Here is a 17,541-nt window from a genome sequence, read left to right on the forward strand (position 1 = left end):
GGACAGGAAGCACGAAGCGGCCGAGACCGTGGTGGGCATGGGCGCCGGCCCCGGGCTCGGCTCAGGGGCAGCTCCGGTGCGGGAGCCGGGCAGGACACGCGGCATCGGCCCAGACCAAAGCGGGCCGAGGAGCTGTCCGGTTGGCCGGGAAGCTATGCCTCGACGTACGCGACGACCGCGGTCGTCCATGGGGCCGCCACGATGCGGTTGCCCCGCGCACACCGTGGACCCGGTCCGTGCGTACGCCACAGCCGGGCGGGCGAAGACCGAAGCCCTTGCCTCCGTGCCGGACCGGCCGGGACGAACCCCTTCACCATCCGCTCGTCAGCCATCGGCCGTCACTGATCCGCCGCTGTCGCAGGCACGTTCGCAAGGGCCGCTCCAAGGTCGGCCGTTCAAGAAACCAACTGCTCGCGCACGGCCCTCAGGCGACCGGAAGGAAAGGAACCGCTCGTGCCCAACCACGACGAGCCTGCCCACGACAGCTTCGCCCGCTGGCTGTTGCATCGCTGCCGACGGGCCGGACACGACACCGAGTCCGCCGACACCCGGAGCTCGATCCACATCATCGCCGCTTTCGCCGTGTCCGACGGCCTGGACGCCGCGCTCACGGCCAATCTCGCCCAGGCCCTCGCGGTGACTCCCGAGGAACTCACGGCCGCCATTCCCGTACGTCGGCCGGGCGCGGGACCGGTCCGGGCGGATGACGTTCACGATGCGGGCCCCACCCCGAGCGGACGGAACGAGGGTTGCGCGGATTGATGTACTGGCCGGTTTCCGGCACTCGGGGGAGGCCGGTCCCGTTCCGTACGCGTACACGTACGCACAGCAGGTTCCAGCGGAGTCAGCCGGCCGTTCCCCCGGGGTCCGCTGCCCAGGGATCGGGCGGGACCACCTCGACGCACCGGCCGCTCTCGTCCACCAGGCGGCCGTAGACCTTCACCTGCCGCAGCACCAGCCGTCGTTCGGTGACGGCGACGCCCGGGCACTTCGTGGCGATCCGGATCAGCACGTCCTCAAGGTGCTCGAAGGACCGCAGATTGACGAAGAGAGCGAGGTTGGTCGGACTGGCCACGGCCGCGCACATACGGGTTTCCGGCCAGCTCGCCACCCGATGTCCCACGGCCCGCAGATCCATGTCCGGGACAGTCAGCCACAGCAGTGCCATCGTGTGCCATCCGGCGAGTTCCCGGGCGACATCGCAGCGGAACGCGATGTCGCCGTTCCGGCGGAGCCGGTCCAGCCGGCGCTGCACCGCCTTCGGTGTGGTGCCGAGTTCGTCGGCGAGATCGGCATAGGCACGCCGTCCGTCGCGGCCGAGCGCGAGGAACAACGCCCGGTCGAGCGGGCCGAAGGGACGGATCTCCCGCGGCGGCGGACCGATGGCCTCGCGAATCCGCTCGGTCTGGGAACTGTTCATCACGCCGAGGCGCCACACCATTCCGCCGAAGAGACTGCCGAAAACGTGGCTGCGCGTCCGGATCACGTGCGGCGACAGCGGCAAGCCGTTCAGCAGCACATTCGTCGTGCCGGCCAAGGTCGGCGTGGCGATGTTGGCGAACACGTGGTAGTCGCCACTCGTGATGCCGACAGTGGTGACGTAGGGCTGACGCGTCAGCTGCATCGCGACGGACATCTCCGTGCCGGGCGCGCAGGTGAACTCGACGATCGCACCGCGACTGCGAGCGTCACTCATGCCGATGCTCACCCACGCCGCACCGTCGTCCACGAGCCGCCGCCATCGACGGGCCAGGGTGATCGGAGAGAGTCCCAGCACCTCACCGAGCTTCGTCCAGCTCGCCCGCGGGCTGATCTGAAGCGCGTCCACGAGGGCGAGATCGATCTCGTCAAGCTCTCCGGTCTCAGCGTCGATTCTCATCATCCAGACCCCCTTGAAAGTCAGTATCCATCAATTCGGGGACCCAGTGCGGCATCGAATCGAGGCTGTGACGACACAGGCCCCCCTCCGTGAGGTATTCAGGACGGAAGTGCACGATGGACCACACAACCAGCGTCGATCAGGGTGACGGACGGGACGTCCGTCAGGATGCGCTGTACCGCAGGATCAGCAGGCGACTGCTGCCACTGCTGCTGATCTGCTACGTGTTCGCGGCTCTGGACCGGGTCAACATCGGCTTCGCGAAGCTCCAGATGTCCGAGGACATCGGGATCAGCGAGGCCACCTACGGTCTCGGGGCCGGCATCTTCTTCCTCGGCTACGTCCTGTTCGAGGTGCCCAGCAACCTGATCCTGGCCAGGATCGGCACGCGCAAGACCCTCGTGCGGATCATGCTCCTGTGGGGCCTGACGTCCAGCGCGATGCTCTTCGTCCATGACACGACCAGCTTCCTGGTCCTGCGCTTCCTGCTCGGTGTGTTCGAGGCCGGCTTCGCGCCAGGTGTCATCCTGTACCTCAGCTTCTGGTATCCACCCGCGCGACTGGCCGCGCCCACGGCGTTGTTCATGCTCGCCGGGCCCATCAGTTCCATGATCGGCGGGCCGGTCTCCGCCTGGATCATGACCGCACTGGACGGTGCGTGGGGCCTGGCCGGCTGGCACTGGATGTTCCTCCTCGAAGGGGTCCCCTCGGTGCTGCTCGCACTGGTCGTCCGGCGCGTCCTGGCGGACTCTCCGGCCCAGGCTTCCTGGCTCGGCGCCGAGGAGAAGGCAAGGGTGGCCCGGGACATCGCCGCCGGGCACAACCCGCACGGCAAACAGCAGTTCCGCGAAGTACTGCGGGATCCGCGCGTGTACGGCCTCTCGCTGAGCTACTTCTTCCTGATCGGCGGGATGTACGCGGTGATCTTCTGGTTGCCGACGATCCTCTCCGACAGCGGCGTCGAGAGCACCATGACGATCGGCCTGTACTCCGCGCTGCCGTACGCCGCCGCGATCATCGCGATGATCGCGTTGAGCAGGAGATCCGACCGGCTGGGGGAACGCCGGCTGCACAGCGCGGTCCCGGCGATCACCGCCGGGGTGTTCATGGCCGTCGCCGCGTTCACCACCGACCAGCTCGCGCTCGCCATGACGGCGATCGCCGTCTCGACCGCGTGCAGCTGGGGTTCGTACGCGGTGTTCTGGTCGATGCCGTCGGCCTACCTGTCCGGGACCGCCGCCGCAGGAGGCATCGCGCTCATCAACAGCATCGGTCTGCTCGGCGGGTTCATCAGTCCGGCACTGCTCGGCTACCTCAAGGAGAGCACCGGCTCCAACCACACGGGCCTGCTCGTCCTGGTCGGGATGCTGCTGGCTGGCGGCGTCGGCATCGCCGCGAACCGCCTCCCCGCCCGCAACCGCTGACGGCATCCACCGAACGAGAGGAACGGCAAATGCGCATCATGGTCGCTGGGTTCCAGCACGAGACCAACACCTTCTCCGCAACACCTGCCACCTATGACAGCTTCGTCAACGGCGAGGGATTCCCCGCACTGCGACGGGGCGAGGCACTCCACGAACTGGCGAACGTCAACATCGCGATGGGCGGCTTCCTCTCCGCCACGCGGGCCTACGACTGGGACATCGTGCCCGTGATCTGGGCGGCGGCCTGCCCGTCCGGACGGGTCGCCCGCGACGCCTACGAGCGCATCACCGGCGAGATCCTCGATGCGGCACAGGCCATTCGGCCGGATGCGATCTACCTCGACCTGCACGGCGCGATGGCGGCCGAACACCATGACGACGGAGAAGGCGAACTCCTCGGCCGACTGCGCGCGGTCGTGGGGAACGACGTCCCCATCGTGGTGAGCCTGGACCTGCACGCCAACGTCACCGAACGCATGATGTCCACTGTGGACGCCGCGGTGGGCCTCCGTACGTACCCGCATGTCGACATGGCCGAGACAGGCAGCCGGGCCGCCGCGCTACTGCGGCGGTTGTGCGCCGGCGAACGGCTTCACCTCCGGTGGAGAAGGATTCCCTTCCTCATCCCGGTGAACAGCGGTTGCACCGACATGGGACCTGCCCGGGACATCTACCGCAGCCTCGGCCGCGGGGAGGGGGACGGGACCATCCTGTCCTTCGCGGCAGGCTTTCCTGCCACGGATTTCCCCGAATGCGGTCCGGTTGTCTGGGGGTACGGAAGCGACGTCGACGCGTTGCGGGGCCGGCTCGACACGCTCTACGAGGACATCGTGCGACGGGAGGCCGACTGGCAGGTGAGTCTGCTGCCGCCTGCCGTAGCGGTCGCCGAAGCGAACCGGATGGCCGATGACGCCACCCGCCCGGTGGTGATCGCCGATACCCAGGACAACCCCGGCGCCGGCGGTGACGCCCGTTCGACCGGCATGCTCCGCACACTGGCGGAAGCCCGGGTGTCCGCCGTCCTGGCCGCCGTCTGGGACCCCGCCGCCGCGGCGGCGGCACATGCCGCCGGAACGGGCAGGGCCATCGGCATCACGCTCGGCGGGTACCCCGGCATCCCCGGCGCCGAGCCGTTCGAGGGGATGTTCGTCGTCGAGCACCTCTCCGACGGCCGGTGCCGTTTCGAAGGTCCGATGATGCACGGAACCGAGATCGACTCCGGCCCGAGCGCCTGCTTGCGCATCGACGACGTACGAGTGGGAGTGACGAGCCGGAAGGTGCAGCTCATCGACCGAAGCCAGCTCCACATGCTCGGAATCCGCCCGGAACGGGAACGGATCATCGTGGTCAAGAGCTCGGTCCACTTCCGCGCCGACTTCGAGCCCCACGCCGAAGCCGTCCTCGTAGCAGGGGCACCGGGGCCGATTCCCGCGAACCCGGCCGACCTGCCGTGGCGGCATCTGCGACCGGGCATGCGGACGAGCCCGCTGGGCCCGACGGCGCCATGACGGTCCCTGGCCGCCCCGGCGCCCACCGCCGGGAAGGCGGCCCGACAACGAGCCACCACCCAGAGGAGTCGTCGTGACCAGCAGAACCGGACAGACCAGCACCTTGATCAGGAATGCCAGAGTCCTCGATGTCCACGCCGGCACATACGCCGAAGGGGCGAGCATCCTCATCACCGGCGATGTGATCGCCGAGGTCGGCGGCAGCGAGGTGAAGGCGCTGGCCGAAAGCACCGTCATAGACGCAGGAGGGCGCACGGTCCTTCCCGGACTCACCGACGCCCACGTGCATGTGACCGCGTGCACCGCAGACCTCTCCGCACAGGCGGAGTGGTCGCCGGCCTACGTGACCGCCAGGGCGGGTCACATCCTGCGGGGCATGGTGCGGCGTGGCTTCACCACCGTGCGGGACATGGGCGGCGCCGACTACGGCCTGGCCGAGGCGGTCGGCGAAGGGTACCTGCCCGGCCCGCGCCTGCTGTTCGGGGGGAAGGCGATCTCCCAGACCGGTGGCCACGCCGACATGCGCCACCGCGGCCGGACCGTGGCCGACGAGCACCCCCACTGCCCGGCCGTCGGCGTGGTGTGCGACGGTGTGGACCAGATCCGAAGGACCGTCCGTGATCAGCTGCGTACCGGTGCGCACCACACCAAGCTCATGCTGTCCGGTGGGGTCGCCTCCCCGACCGACAGGGTGGACTCCACCCAACTGTCGCTCGACGAGATCCGCGCCGCAGTCGAGGAAGCGGAGGCTGCCAACCGGTACGTCGCGGGCCACGCCTACACCGCACGCGCCATCAACCGCGCACTGCGACTCGGCGTGCGCAGCATCGAGCACGGCAACCTGCTCGACGAGACCAGCATCGAGCTGTTCAAGCAGCACAAGGCCTTCTACGTACCCACCCTGGTCACCTACCGGACACTGGCCGCCGAGGGACCACAGCACGGCCTGCCGGCCGACAGCCATCGCAAGGTCTCCCACGTGCTGGAACACGGCTTGCGGGCCCTGGAGTTGGCCCACCGCGGTGGCGTCGAGATCGTCTTCGGCACAGACCTGCTCGGCGGCATGCACGTGCACCAGGCCGAGGAATTCACGATCCGTGCCGAAGTCCAGCCTCCCATCGACATCATTCGTTCCGCCACGTGTGTGGCCGCACGGCTCGTCGGTCTGGAAGGCCTCATCGGCGAGATCACGCCCGGCGCCCATGCCGACATTCTGATGGTGGAAGGCGATCCGCTGGAGAATGTCACCGTACTCGCCCGACCGGACAAGCATCTGAGGCTAGCGATGAAGGCCGGTCAGGTCATGCACCGGTCAACACTCGACCTTGTCGGTGGTCCGTAGGGTTTCGGGTTCCCGTCGGGGCGCGGCGCCCCTGAGCCACCTCGACAGAGCGCGGCCCGCCGAACCGGGCCATTCCACTTCACGGACGTACAGCCGAGCGGCTCCGAACAGTTCTGGACGGACAGTCCGATGTGGACGTATGGTCCAGAGCGTGGAGACTGCTGAAGAAAGCACAGACCATCGGGTCCGGATGTGGGCGCCCGTGGGCCAGGCCGTCGCGCTGTTGCTCGGCCCGTATGCCGAGGTGGTCCTGCACGACCCGGACACGGACCGGATCCTGGCGATCTGGAATCCGATGGGCTCCCGCGGCCCCGGGGACCCTTCGCTGCTGGGCGAGCTGGACAGGCTGGACCCGTCGGCGCGGGACGTGTTCGGACCGTACGAGAAGCTGCTCGCAGACGGCCGGCGGCTTTCATCGGTCAGCGCCGTCCTGCGCGAGCCGGACGGGAAGGCCGCCGCGGTGCTGTGCGTCAACCTCGACCGCACGCCGCTGGAGCAGGCCGCAGCCGTGCTGTCCGCGTTCGGCGCCCCGGCGACGCCCCGGCCGGAGCCTCTGTTCGAGCAGGACTGGAACGACCGCGTCCAGCACATCGTCGGCGCGTACGTGCGCGAGTGCGGCCGCCCCGTCGAGCGGCTGACCCGCGCCGACCGCCTGGCCGTCCTCGCCCGCCTGGACGGGGCCAAGGTCTTCGCGGTGCGCCGCGCCGCCCCCGTCGTCGCCGCGGCCCTGCGGGTCTCCCGCTCCACCCTCTACGGCCTGCTGGCCGAACTTCGAGCACCCCGTACGAAGGACGACACACCATGACCCGGCTGCCCGACTTCCGCCTGGAAACCTACTTCTCCCGGTGGGAGTTCACCGCGCGTCACCACCTGACCGCCTCCGACGTGCAGACCATGACCCTTGGCGAGCTGCTCGCCCTGGCCGATGACCAGGACCGTGCCGCGTTCGAGAACCTTTCGCTGGGCTACACCGAGACCTACGGCGACCCGGCCCTGCGCGAGGCGATCGCCGGGATGTACGAGCGGGCGGACGCGGCCGACGTGATCTGCTTCGCCGGCGCCGAGGAGGCGCTCTACCTGGCGATGAACGTCCTGCTGGGCGCGGGCGACCACGCCGTGGTGGTGACCCCGAACTACCAGGCGGCCGAGACCGTTCCGCTCGCCCTGTGCGACGTCACCGGCGTCGCCCTTGACCCCGACCGGGACTGGGCCCTGGACCTCGATGCGGTGAGGGCGGCGATCCGCCCGAACACCCGGGTCGTCTCGGTGAACTTCCCGAACAACCCCACCGGCAAGGTCATCGGCGCAGCCGACTTCGCCGAGCTGGCACGGCTGTGCGACGAGCGCGGCATCCACCTGTTCAGTGACGAGGTCTACCGCGGCCTGGAACGCGACCCGGCGCGCACCCTGCCGCAGGCCGCCGACCTGTCCGGCCGCGCCCTGTCGCTGAACGTCACCTCCAAGTCGCTCGGCCTGCCGGGCCTGCGGATCGGGTGGATCACCTGCCGCGACCGGGAGCTGCTGTCCCGCCTGGAGCGGGCCAAGCACTACACCACGATCTGCAACTCCGCCCCCAGCGAGGTCCTGGCCCGCATCGCGCTCAAGGCCCGCGCCACGATCCTGGACCGCAACCGGGCACTCATCGCGCGCAACCTGCCGCTCTTCGACGCCTTCTTCGCCGAATTCGCCGACCTCTTCGATTGGCGGGCGCCGGACGGCGGCTGCGTCGCCTACCCCCGTTACCTCGGCCCGGACGGAGTGGAGGAGTTCTGCACCCGGCTGGTCGAGGAAGCCGGCGTCCTGTTGCTGCCCGCCGGCCTCTACCGCTCCGAACTCACTCCCACCCCCACCGACCGTTTCCGCATCGGCGTCGGCCGCGCCGACCCCGAAGAGGGCCTGGCCGCCTTCGCCCAGTGGCTGCGGGCGAACCGGTGACCCCACTCGTCTTCGACACCTCCGCGATCAAGCGCGCCACCACCCCGGAGTTGGTCTTCGCCGCCGTCCGCGACGCGCTGATCGCCCACGCCCACGGACGCACCACCGTGCCGCCACCGCTGCACCTGCCGTTCCCCCACGCCGACGGCGACTGCCATGTCAAGGCCGGATGGATCACCGACACGCCCGACTTCACCGTGAAGATCGCCACCGGCTTCTACCGCAACCCCGACGCCGGCCTGCCCACGAACCACGGCCTGGTCTGCGTCGTCAGCGCCCGCACCGGCCGGATCCGCGCGATCCTCGACGACCAGGGCCTGCTCACCGCCTGGCGCACCGCCGCCGCCGGCGCCCTGGCAACCCACGCCATGGCCCGCCCCGACGCCGCCACCCTGGCCGTGTTCGGCACCGGAGAACAGGCCCGCCTCCAGGCTGAATGGCTGGCCCGGCTCCGCCCGATCGACACGGTGCTCGTCCATGGCCGCAGCCGGGACAGAACCAGGTCGCTGTGTGAGAAGTTCGAGGCCGTCGGGCTCCACTCCCGGCCTGCCGCGGCCGACGAGGCGGCCGCAGCCGACATGGTCGTCACCACCACACCGGCGACGGTCCCGGTCCTGCAGGCCGGTGACGTCCGCGCGGGCGCGCACGTCACCGGCATCGGCACCGACATGCCTCACAAGAACGAACTGCCGCCGGCGCTCTTCGCCCGCGCGGCACTGGTCGCAACCGACGACCACCAGCAGTGCCTGGACCACGGCGACTTCGGCCACGCCGTGCGAGCCGGGTCCACGACCCACACCGGCGACACACCCATCGGTCTCCTGCTCGACAGGCCCGTCGAGCGGCCGGACGGTGCGATCACGGTCGCGGACCTCACCGGAGTCGGCGCACTCGACGCGGCACTCGCTGCGGCCGTCCTGCGCGAGCTGGCCCCATAGTCGCCTGAGCAGCGGCCAAACGCCGGCTGCCCTCCGCCGGATCGGCCCAAGAGACTGGAAAGGTGGCTGCGCAAGCACCACCACTTCGAAACGCCGCCATGGTTCAGCCCACTCGAACCCGTTCAGGACCAGGGCGGCCTTGAGCTGTGACCGAGGCCTCCTTCGGCAGCTCGTCCTTCCGGCTTCACATTCCGCACTGCAGAATCTTGTGTCCCATTCCGCAGCACGGACGACATCCTGTGGCCATGACCACGCAGCGCACCCCACAACCGATGGAGACCGTGCGGCGCAGCCCGTCCGGCCCGGTGCCGGTGCCCTGTCGGCTCATCGCCGTCCACGGCGGTTACGGCGGCTACGACGGCTACGACGGCTACGACCTCATTGTCCACGCCGCCACCGTCCCGCCACGCCGGCGAACGCGCTGACCAGTGCGGTGTTCGCCGCCGTGTCCGCCGTGTCCGCCGTGTCCGCCGTCCTGCTCCTCGTCACGTACATCGTCGCTCGGCCCGCCTCCGGCGTGGTCATGGCCACGGCGCGCTGACCCACCGATCGAGAGGTACTCATGACCATCACCTCACCCGTCCGCATCCAGGCGGTCGATGCCCCTGGCCAGCCCGATGTCACCCCCGCGCTCAAGAACCTCTACCACGGCTTCGAGCAGGAGCTGCTGGTCCCGCTGTGGACGGAGATCGGCGACCTCATGCCGGCCAGTCCGCGCTCGCGCGCCGTACCCCATGTGTGGCGGTGGCAGAGCCTGCGCCGACTCGCGGCGGAGGCCGGCGACCTGGTGCCGGTGGGCCGTGGTGGTGAGCGCCGGGCGATCGCGCTCGCCAACCCGAGCCTGGGCGGCCGCCCGTTCGCGACCCCCACGTTGTGGGCGGCGATCCAGTACCTGATGCCCGGCGAGGACGCGCCGGAGCACCGGCACACCCAGCACGCGTTCCGGTTCGTCGTCGAGGGCGAGGGCGTGTGGACCGTTGTCGGTGGCGACCCGGTACCGATGCGACGCGGCGACTTCCTGCCGCAGGCCGGCTGGAACTGGCACGCCCACCACAACGCGACGGCCGAGCCGATGGCATGGATCGACGGCTTGGACATCCCGCTCCAGTACGTCACCGAATCGCAGTTCTTCGAGTTCGGCCGCGACGAGATCAGTGAGAGCGAGCGCACGACGCCGGAGCGGTCGCGTTCCGAGCGGCTCTGGGGCCATCCCGGCCTGCGTCCGCTGTCGGTCGGCGCGGTCGCTCCGGGCTCGCCCCTACTGGCCTACAAGTGGGAGTTCACCGATCGGGCGCTGGCCGACCAGCTTGCCATGGAGGCAGAGAACCACGGAGGCACCGTCGAGCCCGGCCATGCCGCGGTCCGCTATACCAACCCCCACAACGGCGCCGATGTGCTGCCGACGATCCGCGCGGAGTTCCACCGCATCGTGCGCGGCGCGGAGACCGCGCCGACGCGCGAGACCGGCTCGTCCGTGTACCAGGTCTTCGACGGCTCCGGCACCGTCACCGTCGGCGACTCGACCTGGTCGGTCACCCGCGGCGACCTCTTCGTGGTCCCTTCGTGGGCACCGTTCTCGGTGAAGTCCGAGGCCGGCGACACCGACTCCGACTCCGGCGCGCTGGACCTCTTCCGGTTCAGCGACTCCCCCGTCTTCGAAGCACTTCAGCTCGACCGCACCGACAAGAGAGACATCTGAGATGAAACTCGCGACCATCCGCACCCCTGACGCGACCCGCGCCGTCAAGCTGGAGGGCAGCGTCCTCGTGGACCTCGGTGAGGCCGACCTCGGCACGCTGCTCGCACAGCCCGACTGGGCCGGGATCGCGGCCGCCCGCACTGTCGCGTCCGGCGCCGCGACGTACGACGTCGAGGGCGCGGACTTCGCGCCGGTCGTGCCGCAGCCCTCGAAGGTGATCTGCGTCGGCCACAACTACTCCGGCCACATCAAGGAGATGGGTCGGGAACTGCCGTCGTACCCGACTCTTTTCCCGAAGTTCGCCGACACTCTCACCGGCGCGAACGACCCGATCGAGAAGCCGGCCGAGACCGGTGCGCTCGACTGGGAGGTCGAGCTGGTCGTGGTGATCGGCAAGCCGGTGCGGCGCGCGAGCGAGGACGAGGCCGCTGCCGCGATCGCCGGCTTCACGGTGATGAACGACGTGTCGATGCGCGACTGGCAGTTCCGCACCATCGAGTGGACCCAGGGCAAGATCTGGGATTCCTCCACGCCGGTCGGACCCTACCTGGTCACCCCCGACGAGGTGGGCGGCGTGCGGCCCGCGCTGGAGGTGTCGACCACCGTCGACGGCCGGGTGATGCAACGCGACAACACCGGCACGCTGCTCTTCGACCCGGTCTTCCTGGTGCGGTACGTCTCCACGATCACCCGGCTCAACCCGGGCGACCTGATCGCCACCGGCACTCCGGCGGGCGTCGGCCACGCCCGCGATCCCAAGATCTACCTCGCCGGTGGTGAGACCGTCGTCACCGAGATCGCAGGGCTCGGCGCGTGCACCAACGTCATCGTCGAGGAGTCCTGATGTCACGCACATGGACAGACGCCCGCGGCTGGATGCAGCAGGGCACGAAGCTGCTGCTCGCCTCGGTGGACGGCCTCGACCCGGCGTCGTACGACGCCGCCAGCGGGTTGCCCGGATGGACCCGCAGGCACCTCGTCGCACATGTGGCGGCAAACGCCGACGCACTCCGCAACCTGGTGCACTGGGCCGCCACCGGTGAGGAGACCCCGATGTACGCCTCGCTCGAGGAACGTGCCGCCGGAATCGCGCGTGGTGCGCGGCTGCCCGCCGCGGAACTCACCGCGTGGACCCACGAGTCGGCCGAGCGGCTCGAGACAGCGATGGCAGTGCTGCCGTTCGAGCGCTGGCAGGCCGAGGTGGTCACCGCCCAGGGCAGGACCGTGCCGGCCGGCGAGATCCCATGGATGCGCAGCCGCGAGATCTGCGTGCACGCGGTCGACCTGGCCACCGGCATCGGCTTCGCGGATCTGCCCGAGGAGTTCCTGGCCGCACTGGTCGTCGACATCAAGGCCAAGCGCGGCCTCGACACGGTGCCCGACGGACCGCTGCCCGACCGCGCCGCCTACCTGGCCGGCCGCCCGTACTCCCTCGCCGAGGCCCCCGAGCTCGGCCCGTGGCTGTAGGAGGAGAAGCATGAGCAATCCAGATGTCATTGTCGTCGGCGGCGGCATAGGCGGCCTCTCGACCGCCTTCGCGCTGCGCCGCCAGGGGCTCGCGGTGCGCGTGCTGGAGTGGGCCGCCGAGTTCGGCGAGGTCGGCGCGGGACTGCAGATCGCACCGAACTGCACCCGGATCCTGCACGAGTACGGCCTCCTCGACCAGGTGCTGGAGCGTGGCGTAGCGCCGGCGGACATGATCATGTTCGACGGCGTCGACAGCTCGGAGCTGACCCGGCTCGACCTGCGCGACCTGGAGCGGACCTACGGCTTCCCGTACGTCGTGATCCATCGCTCCGATCTGCACGGCCTCTTCCTGGATGCCTGCCGCAGGACCGGTGTGGAGCTGCTCAACGACCAGCAGGTCGTCGGCTACGAGCAGGGCGTCGGCTCCGCGTCGGTGCGGCTCGCCGACGGGCGCGTCGAGACGGCGCCGCTGGTGATCGCGGCCGACGGACTGCACTCGGTGGCGCGTCGGCAGTACGTCGGCGACCCGGCGGTGTCGTCGTCGTACGTCGCCTACCGGGGCACGGTGCCGATCGAGCAGGCCCGTGCCGACCAGGTCGACGAGGATGCCGTCGCGGTGTACGTCGGGCCGGGCTGTCACTTCGTGCGGTACCCGCTGCGTGGCGGCGAGATGTTCAACCAGGTCGCCGTGTTCGAGTCGCCGAAGGCGCTGGCCGGTGTCGAGGGATGGGGGGCGCCGGACGAGCTCGACGCCGCGTTCGAGGGCACCTGCGAGCAGGTGCGGCAGGGGCTGCTGAGGTTGTGGCGTGACCGGTGGTGGCCGATGTACGACCGCGACCCGATCGACCAGTGGGTCTACGGCCGGGTAGCACTGCTGGGCGACGCCGCGCACCCGCCCCTGCAGTACATGGCGCAGGGCGCGATCATGGCGATCGAGGACGGCTGGGTGCTCGCTTCACATGTCGCGCGCAACCAGACGCCCGCGGGTGTGGACTGGGCTTCAGTACTGGCGGCGTACCAGGCGGTCCGGCCGGAGCACTGCCGCCGCGTGGTGCTGACCGCGCGGGCCTGGGGCGAGCTGTGGCATCTCGACGGAGTGCGGCGCGAGCAGCGCAACGCCGTTCTGCGGTCGCGGAACACGCGCGACTACGCTTTCACCGACTGGATCTTCGGCCCGACCGCGCTGTTCCCCGAGGACGAGCCGGAGATGTACCGGGCCATCCCCTTGACCAGCGCCGAGACCGTGCCGCAATGAGAGGGACGCAGGACTGTTCCGAGGCATCCGCCTCGGACCGGCCTTGCCGGCGGGGTGTGTGCGCGAGGCCGGACACCGGTCGGGTCGTGTGTCCGGGACCTCGGGCCATGAAACAACTCCACCGCCACCACCAGCGGGCTGAAGCCTCACTGTCACCAGCGGTCACCAGCGACCGCCCGCCATTCACCCCGGCCCGTGAGCCGCGAGCACCGCGGTTTCCACGAGGGTCGGGACACTCTCCACGAAAGGGAAGGCCATGAGCATGCAGATCCGTGCCGCCGTCGTCGAGGAGGTCGGCGCTCCCTTCACCTGCACCGACCTCGAGATCGATGCCCCCGGGCCGGGCGAGATCCTCGTACGCATCGTTGCCTCGGGTGTGTGCCACACCGACGCCAACACCCGCAGCGGCGGCATGCCGCTCCCGCTGCCGGGCGTGCTCGGTCACGAGGGTGCCGGCGTCGTCGAGGCCGTCGGCCCCGGCGTCACGAGCCCGGCCGTCGGTGACCACGTCGTGCTCGGCTGGCCGTTCTGCGGTGAGTGCAAGCATTGTCTGGAGGGCGAGCCCCGCTACTGCCTGAGCATCGCCCCTGCCCTCGTGTCCGGCGTGCGATTCACCGGCGAGAGGGCAGGCACCTCTGGCTACCGGCGCCTCGATGGCTCGCCTGTGTCGGGTCACTTCTTCGGACAGTCGTCATTCGCCACCCACTCGCTCGCGACGGCGAGCCAGGCCGTCGTCATTCCGGACGACGTCCCGCTGGAGATCGCCGGGCCACTCGCCTGCGGCATCGCCACGGGCGCAGGGGCCGTGCTCAACACCGCCCGGCCACAGGTGGGTGACAGCATCGTTGTCTTCGGCGTCGGCGCCGTCGGGCTGGCCGCGATCATGGCAGCCAGGAACACCCCCGCCACGACAATCGTCGCCGTCGACGTCCACGACTCCCGTCTCGCACTGGCCAGGCGATACGGCGCCACTCATGTCGTCAACGCCGGCAGCACGGCCGACGTGGTCGCGGCCGTCCAGGAGATCGTCGGCGGGACGGCCGACTACGCCCTGGACTGCACCGGTGTCATCAAGGTCGTCGAGCAGGCGATCGACACCATCGGAATGCTGGGGACGGCTATCCTCATCGGCGGCGCGCCGGCCGGCGCGAGCTTCACCGCCGACCACTTCCGCACCCTCTTCGGCAAGCGGATCGTCGGCACCCTCGGCGGCAGCGGACGCTCCCAGCGGCTCATCCCTGCGCTGCTGGCCCTGTGGCGGCAGGGCAGGTTCCCGTTCGACGAGCTCGTCGAGACCTTCGACTTCGAGGACATCGAGGGGGCGCTGCGGGCGAGCCACCGCGGCGACGTCATCAAGCCCGTGGTCAAGATGCCCGAACCCACTGCCTGACCATCATCGACGATCGAGGAAGGAACACGACACCATGACTCCGGAACTGAACGAGAGCCCGGTCTGGGACGGCAAGCTCTACTCCGACGGGTGGCGGGAGGGCTCGGGCGAGAAGATCACCGTCATCGCACCGGGCTCGGGCAAGGCGGTCGGCCAAGTGGCGAGCGCGACCCGGGCCGACCTTGACACCGCTGTGGCGAGCGCCAAGTCGGCACAGCGAGCCTGGGCCAAGGCTTCCTACACCCAGCGAGCCGCGGTGATGATGAAAGCCGCAGCGCTCCTGGCAGCCGATCCGGCCCGGCTGCAGGATGTCCTGGTCCCCGAGGCGGGTTCCGCGTTGGGCAAAGCCGGCTTCGAGGTGGGGCTGGTGGTCTCCGAACTGCAGGAGTGCGCGGCGCTCGCCTCGCACCCCAACGGCGAGATCCTGCGGTCGGTCAAGCCGCGTCTCTCGCTGGCGCGTCGCGTGCCTCTCGGTGTTGTCGGGGTCATCGCGCCGTTCAACTTTCCGGCGGTTCTTGCGATGCGTTCAGTCGCACCGGCCCTCGCGCTCGGCAATGCCGTGATTCTCAAGCCGGACCCGCGCACCCCCGTTTCCGGTGGCCTCGCGCTCGCCGAGTTGCTCGCCGAGGCCGGCCTGCCCGACGGCGTCTTGCACGTGTTGCCGGGTGGGGGCGACCTCGGGGCGGCGCTCGTGAGCCACCCGGACGTGCCCTGCATCTCCTTCACCGGGTCGACCGCGGCGGGCCGCAAGATCGGCGAGGCCGCTGCGTCCCTGCTCAAGCGGGTGCACCTCGAGCTCGGCGGCAACAACGCGACGCTCGTCATGCCCGACGCCGACGTCCAGGCGGCGGCGTCCGTCGGAGCGTGGGGGTCCTTCCTGCACCAGGGCCAGATCTGCATGACAACCGGACGTCACCTCGTGCACCGTTCCCTGGCCGACGAGTACGTCGCCGCCCTGTGCGAGAAGGCCGAGAACCTGCGCGTCGGTGACCCGTCCGACGCTTCGAACGCGCTCGGCCCGCTCATCGACACCCGGCAGCGCGACCGCGTCCACAGCGTCGTGACCGAGGCCGTGGCCAAGGGCGCAACCCTCGCGGCCGGTGGTGCCTACGACGGCCTCTACTACCGGCCGACGGTGCTCACCGACGTCACATCCGACAACCTTGCCTGGTCGGAGGAGATATTCGGCCCGGTCGCCCCGATCCAGCTCTACGACGACGTCGACGAGGCGATCGAGATCATCAACGCCTCCGAGTACGGCCTGTCGGTGTCGATCCTGACGTCGAACGCGTACGCCGCGTTCGAGCTGTCCGACCGCATCGACTCGGGCGCGGTCCACATCAATGACTCGACCGTCGATGACGAGGCGGTCGCCCCCTTCGGCGGTTGGAAGGGGTCCGGGGCCGGCGGACGGTTCGGGGGGCCGAACGCCAATATGGAGACCTTCACCGAGACACAGTGGGTCACGCTCCAGAGCGACATCGAGCGCTATCCGTTCTGAAGCTCCGCCGGGACGAGTGGCACCTGATCCGTGGCGCCCGTACTCCGGTCGGGAATCGTTGCCTGAACTGGTCCTGCGTGGGGCTCGGGGCGAGGAAGCAGAACATCGGGGAGTCGCCGGACATCCACCACGGTGAGAGGGGGCAGTGCTGGTGACGCCATCTGCCACCACTACCTCTCTCGGCGGTCCGGGCTGCGAGGAGGGCGGCCAGGAAGGCGTGAGCGAGCATGGCCGGGGTGATGTGCCGGCACCGGCCCGGACGGCGACGCACTTCGTACGGGCCCAGACCGCAACCTGTCCGTTCTTGTGCCGTGAGGGATAATTGCTTCTGCTGTGAAGAACAAACCGTCGTACTCGATCACTTCCGTGGACCATGCCCTGCACCTCGCCTCCCTGCTCCAGCAGGAGGGCCCGGTGCGGGTGACCGATGCGGCCAAACGCCTCGGTGTCTCTGACTCCACCGCGCACCGGCTGCTCGCGATGCTGGTCTACCGGGACTTCGCAGAGCAGATGCCGGACCGCAGATACCGTGCCGGCAAGGTACTTCGGCCTGTGGAGATGTCCGAGGCACCGGTGGTACTGCTCCGCAGGGTCGCCCTGCCTCATCTGCAGCGCCTGGTGGGCGAGACGCAGGAGTCCGCGAACGTGATGGTGCTCGCGGGGACGGAGGTCCGGTTCATCGCCACCGTCGAATGCCATCAGATCCTCCGTGTCGGCGACCGCGTAGGACGGTCGTTGCCGGCCCATATGGCGTCAGGGGGAAAGCCGATCCTCGCGGCGCTGCCGCCGGACCGGCTGACCGCCTTGTACGACGGTGTGGACGGTATCGAGCTTCCCCGGCTCAAGCGCGAACTCGCTCTCGTCCGCAAGCGCGGCTTCGCCATCAACGACCAGCGCACCGAGACCGGCCTGACCGCCGTGGGCATGCTGATCCGGAACCCGGTCGGCGAGCCCGAGGCGGGCCTGTCGCTCGCCATGCCGACGGCCCGGTTCGACCGGGACATGCTGCCCACCCTGGTGGGGGCCATGTCCGCCGCCACAACAAGGATCGAAAGCGACCTCGCGGCCGGGTGGTCTCCTTCCTCGGCCAGCTCTGCCATGCCCGGCTCGCCGAACTGCCCCAGCGGCTCGGGGACGGACGACGCGAACCGATCGCCGGCGAGGTGAGGCCGTTGTACGGAGCACCCGCCATGTTCACCCCGG

16 protein-coding genes and 1 pseudogene are annotated in these 17,541 nt (G+C 69.8%); 15 read left to right on the plus strand and 2 right to left on the minus strand.

The genetic code is table 11. The annotated features are described in order from the left end of the window. Nucleotides 1-453 precede the first annotated feature (453 nt). A complete protein-coding gene (locus OHA98_RS21025) occupies nt 454-762 on the plus strand; it encodes a hypothetical protein (protein WP_266928165.1) in 309 nt (102 codons plus the stop codon). A gap of 82 nt (nt 763-844) precedes the next feature. Here OHA98_RS21025 and OHA98_RS21030 read toward each other — a convergent pair whose 3' ends face one another. After that, complete coding sequence (locus OHA98_RS21030; protein WP_266928167.1) at nt 845-1,879, minus strand: Lrp/AsnC family transcriptional regulator; 1,035 nt, start codon at nt 1,877-1,879, stop codon at nt 845-847. Between the two features lie 116 nt (nt 1,880-1,995). Here OHA98_RS21030 and OHA98_RS21035 point away from each other — a divergent pair, with 116 nt between their 5' ends. From OHA98_RS21035 to OHA98_RS21095, 13 genes are all read left to right on the plus strand, one after another. After that, nucleotides 1,996-3,303, plus strand: a complete 1,308-nt coding sequence (locus tag OHA98_RS21035) for an MFS transporter (RefSeq protein WP_266928169.1) — start codon at nt 1,996-1,998, stop codon at nt 3,301-3,303. 29 nt (nt 3,304-3,332) lie between these two features. Continuing rightward, nucleotides 3,333-4,811, plus strand: coding sequence for a M81 family metallopeptidase (locus OHA98_RS21040; protein WP_266928171.1), 1,479 nt, complete (start codon nt 3,333-3,335; stop codon nt 4,809-4,811). 73 nt (nt 4,812-4,884) lie between these two features. Further along, nucleotides 4,885-6,153: an amidohydrolase family protein gene (locus OHA98_RS21045; protein ID WP_266928173.1), complete on the plus strand. Its 1,269-nt coding sequence runs from the start codon at nt 4,885-4,887 to the stop codon at nt 6,151-6,153. Nucleotides 6,154-6,304: 151 nt separating this feature from the next. After that, a complete protein-coding gene (locus tag OHA98_RS21050) occupies nt 6,305-6,958 on the plus strand; it encodes a transcriptional regulator (protein WP_266928175.1) in 654 nt (217 codons plus the stop codon). Beyond that, complete coding sequence (locus OHA98_RS21055; protein WP_266928177.1) at nt 6,955-8,088, plus strand: pyridoxal phosphate-dependent aminotransferase; 1,134 nt, start codon at nt 6,955-6,957, stop codon at nt 8,086-8,088. The genes OHA98_RS21050 and OHA98_RS21055 overlap by 4 nt, the downstream gene beginning before the upstream one ends. Continuing rightward, nucleotides 8,085-9,026 (plus strand): ornithine cyclodeaminase family protein, encoded by a 942-nt coding sequence (locus tag OHA98_RS21060; protein WP_266928179.1) that lies wholly within the window; start codon nt 8,085-8,087, stop codon nt 9,024-9,026. Before OHA98_RS21055 ends, OHA98_RS21060 begins: the two co-directional genes overlap by 4 nt. 245 nt (nt 9,027-9,271) lie before the next feature. After that, nucleotides 9,272-9,451, plus strand: a complete 180-nt coding sequence (locus OHA98_RS21065) for a hypothetical protein (RefSeq protein ID WP_266928181.1) — start codon at nt 9,272-9,274, stop codon at nt 9,449-9,451. A gap of 137 nt (nt 9,452-9,588) precedes the next feature. Further along, nucleotides 9,589-10,725: a cupin domain-containing protein gene (locus OHA98_RS21070; RefSeq protein ID WP_266928183.1), complete on the plus strand. Its 1,137-nt coding sequence runs from the start codon at nt 9,589-9,591 to the stop codon at nt 10,723-10,725. A 1-nt stretch (nt 10,726) separates the two neighbouring features. Further along, nucleotides 10,727-11,569: a fumarylacetoacetate hydrolase family protein gene (locus OHA98_RS21075; protein ID WP_266928184.1), complete on the plus strand. Its 843-nt coding sequence runs from the start codon at nt 10,727-10,729 to the stop codon at nt 11,567-11,569. Further along, entirely contained in the window at nt 11,569-12,192 is a 624-nt protein-coding gene (locus tag OHA98_RS21080) for a maleylpyruvate isomerase family mycothiol-dependent enzyme (RefSeq protein ID WP_266928185.1), read from the plus strand. Before OHA98_RS21075 ends, OHA98_RS21080 begins: the two co-directional genes overlap by 1 nt. 10 nt (nt 12,193-12,202) lie before the next feature. After that, on the plus strand, nt 12,203-13,447 hold the full coding sequence (locus tag OHA98_RS21085) for an FAD-dependent monooxygenase (RefSeq protein ID WP_266928187.1): 1,245 nt from the start codon (nt 12,203-12,205) through the stop codon (nt 13,445-13,447). 256 nt (nt 13,448-13,703) lie between these two features. Next, the gene (locus tag OHA98_RS21090; protein ID WP_266928189.1) at nt 13,704-14,837 is read left to right on the plus strand and encodes an NAD(P)-dependent alcohol dehydrogenase; all 1,134 of its coding nucleotides are present in this window, start codon (nt 13,704-13,706) and stop codon (nt 14,835-14,837) included. 34 nt (nt 14,838-14,871) lie between these two features. Then, nucleotides 14,872-16,338, plus strand: coding sequence for an aldehyde dehydrogenase family protein (locus OHA98_RS21095; RefSeq protein WP_266928191.1), 1,467 nt, complete (start codon nt 14,872-14,874; stop codon nt 16,336-16,338). Here OHA98_RS21095 and OHA98_RS21100 read toward each other — a convergent pair. Beyond that, nucleotides 16,301-16,627, minus strand: a pseudogene (locus OHA98_RS21100) (hypothetical protein); the annotation flags it as partial. The gene OHA98_RS21095 and the pseudogene OHA98_RS21100 overlap by 38 nt on opposite strands. A 44-nt stretch (nt 16,628-16,671) precedes the next feature. On the opposite strand from OHA98_RS21100, the gene OHA98_RS21105 reads away from it, so the two are divergent. Next, nucleotides 16,672-17,505: an IclR family transcriptional regulator gene (locus OHA98_RS21105; RefSeq protein WP_266928193.1), complete on the plus strand. Its 834-nt coding sequence runs from the start codon at nt 16,672-16,674 to the stop codon at nt 17,503-17,505. The last annotated feature ends 36 nt before the right edge of the window (nt 17,506-17,541 follow it).

Source organism: Streptomyces sp. NBC_00654 (genome assembly GCF_026341775.1).
Taxonomy (GTDB): Bacteria; Actinomycetota; Actinomycetes; order Streptomycetales; family Streptomycetaceae; genus Streptomyces.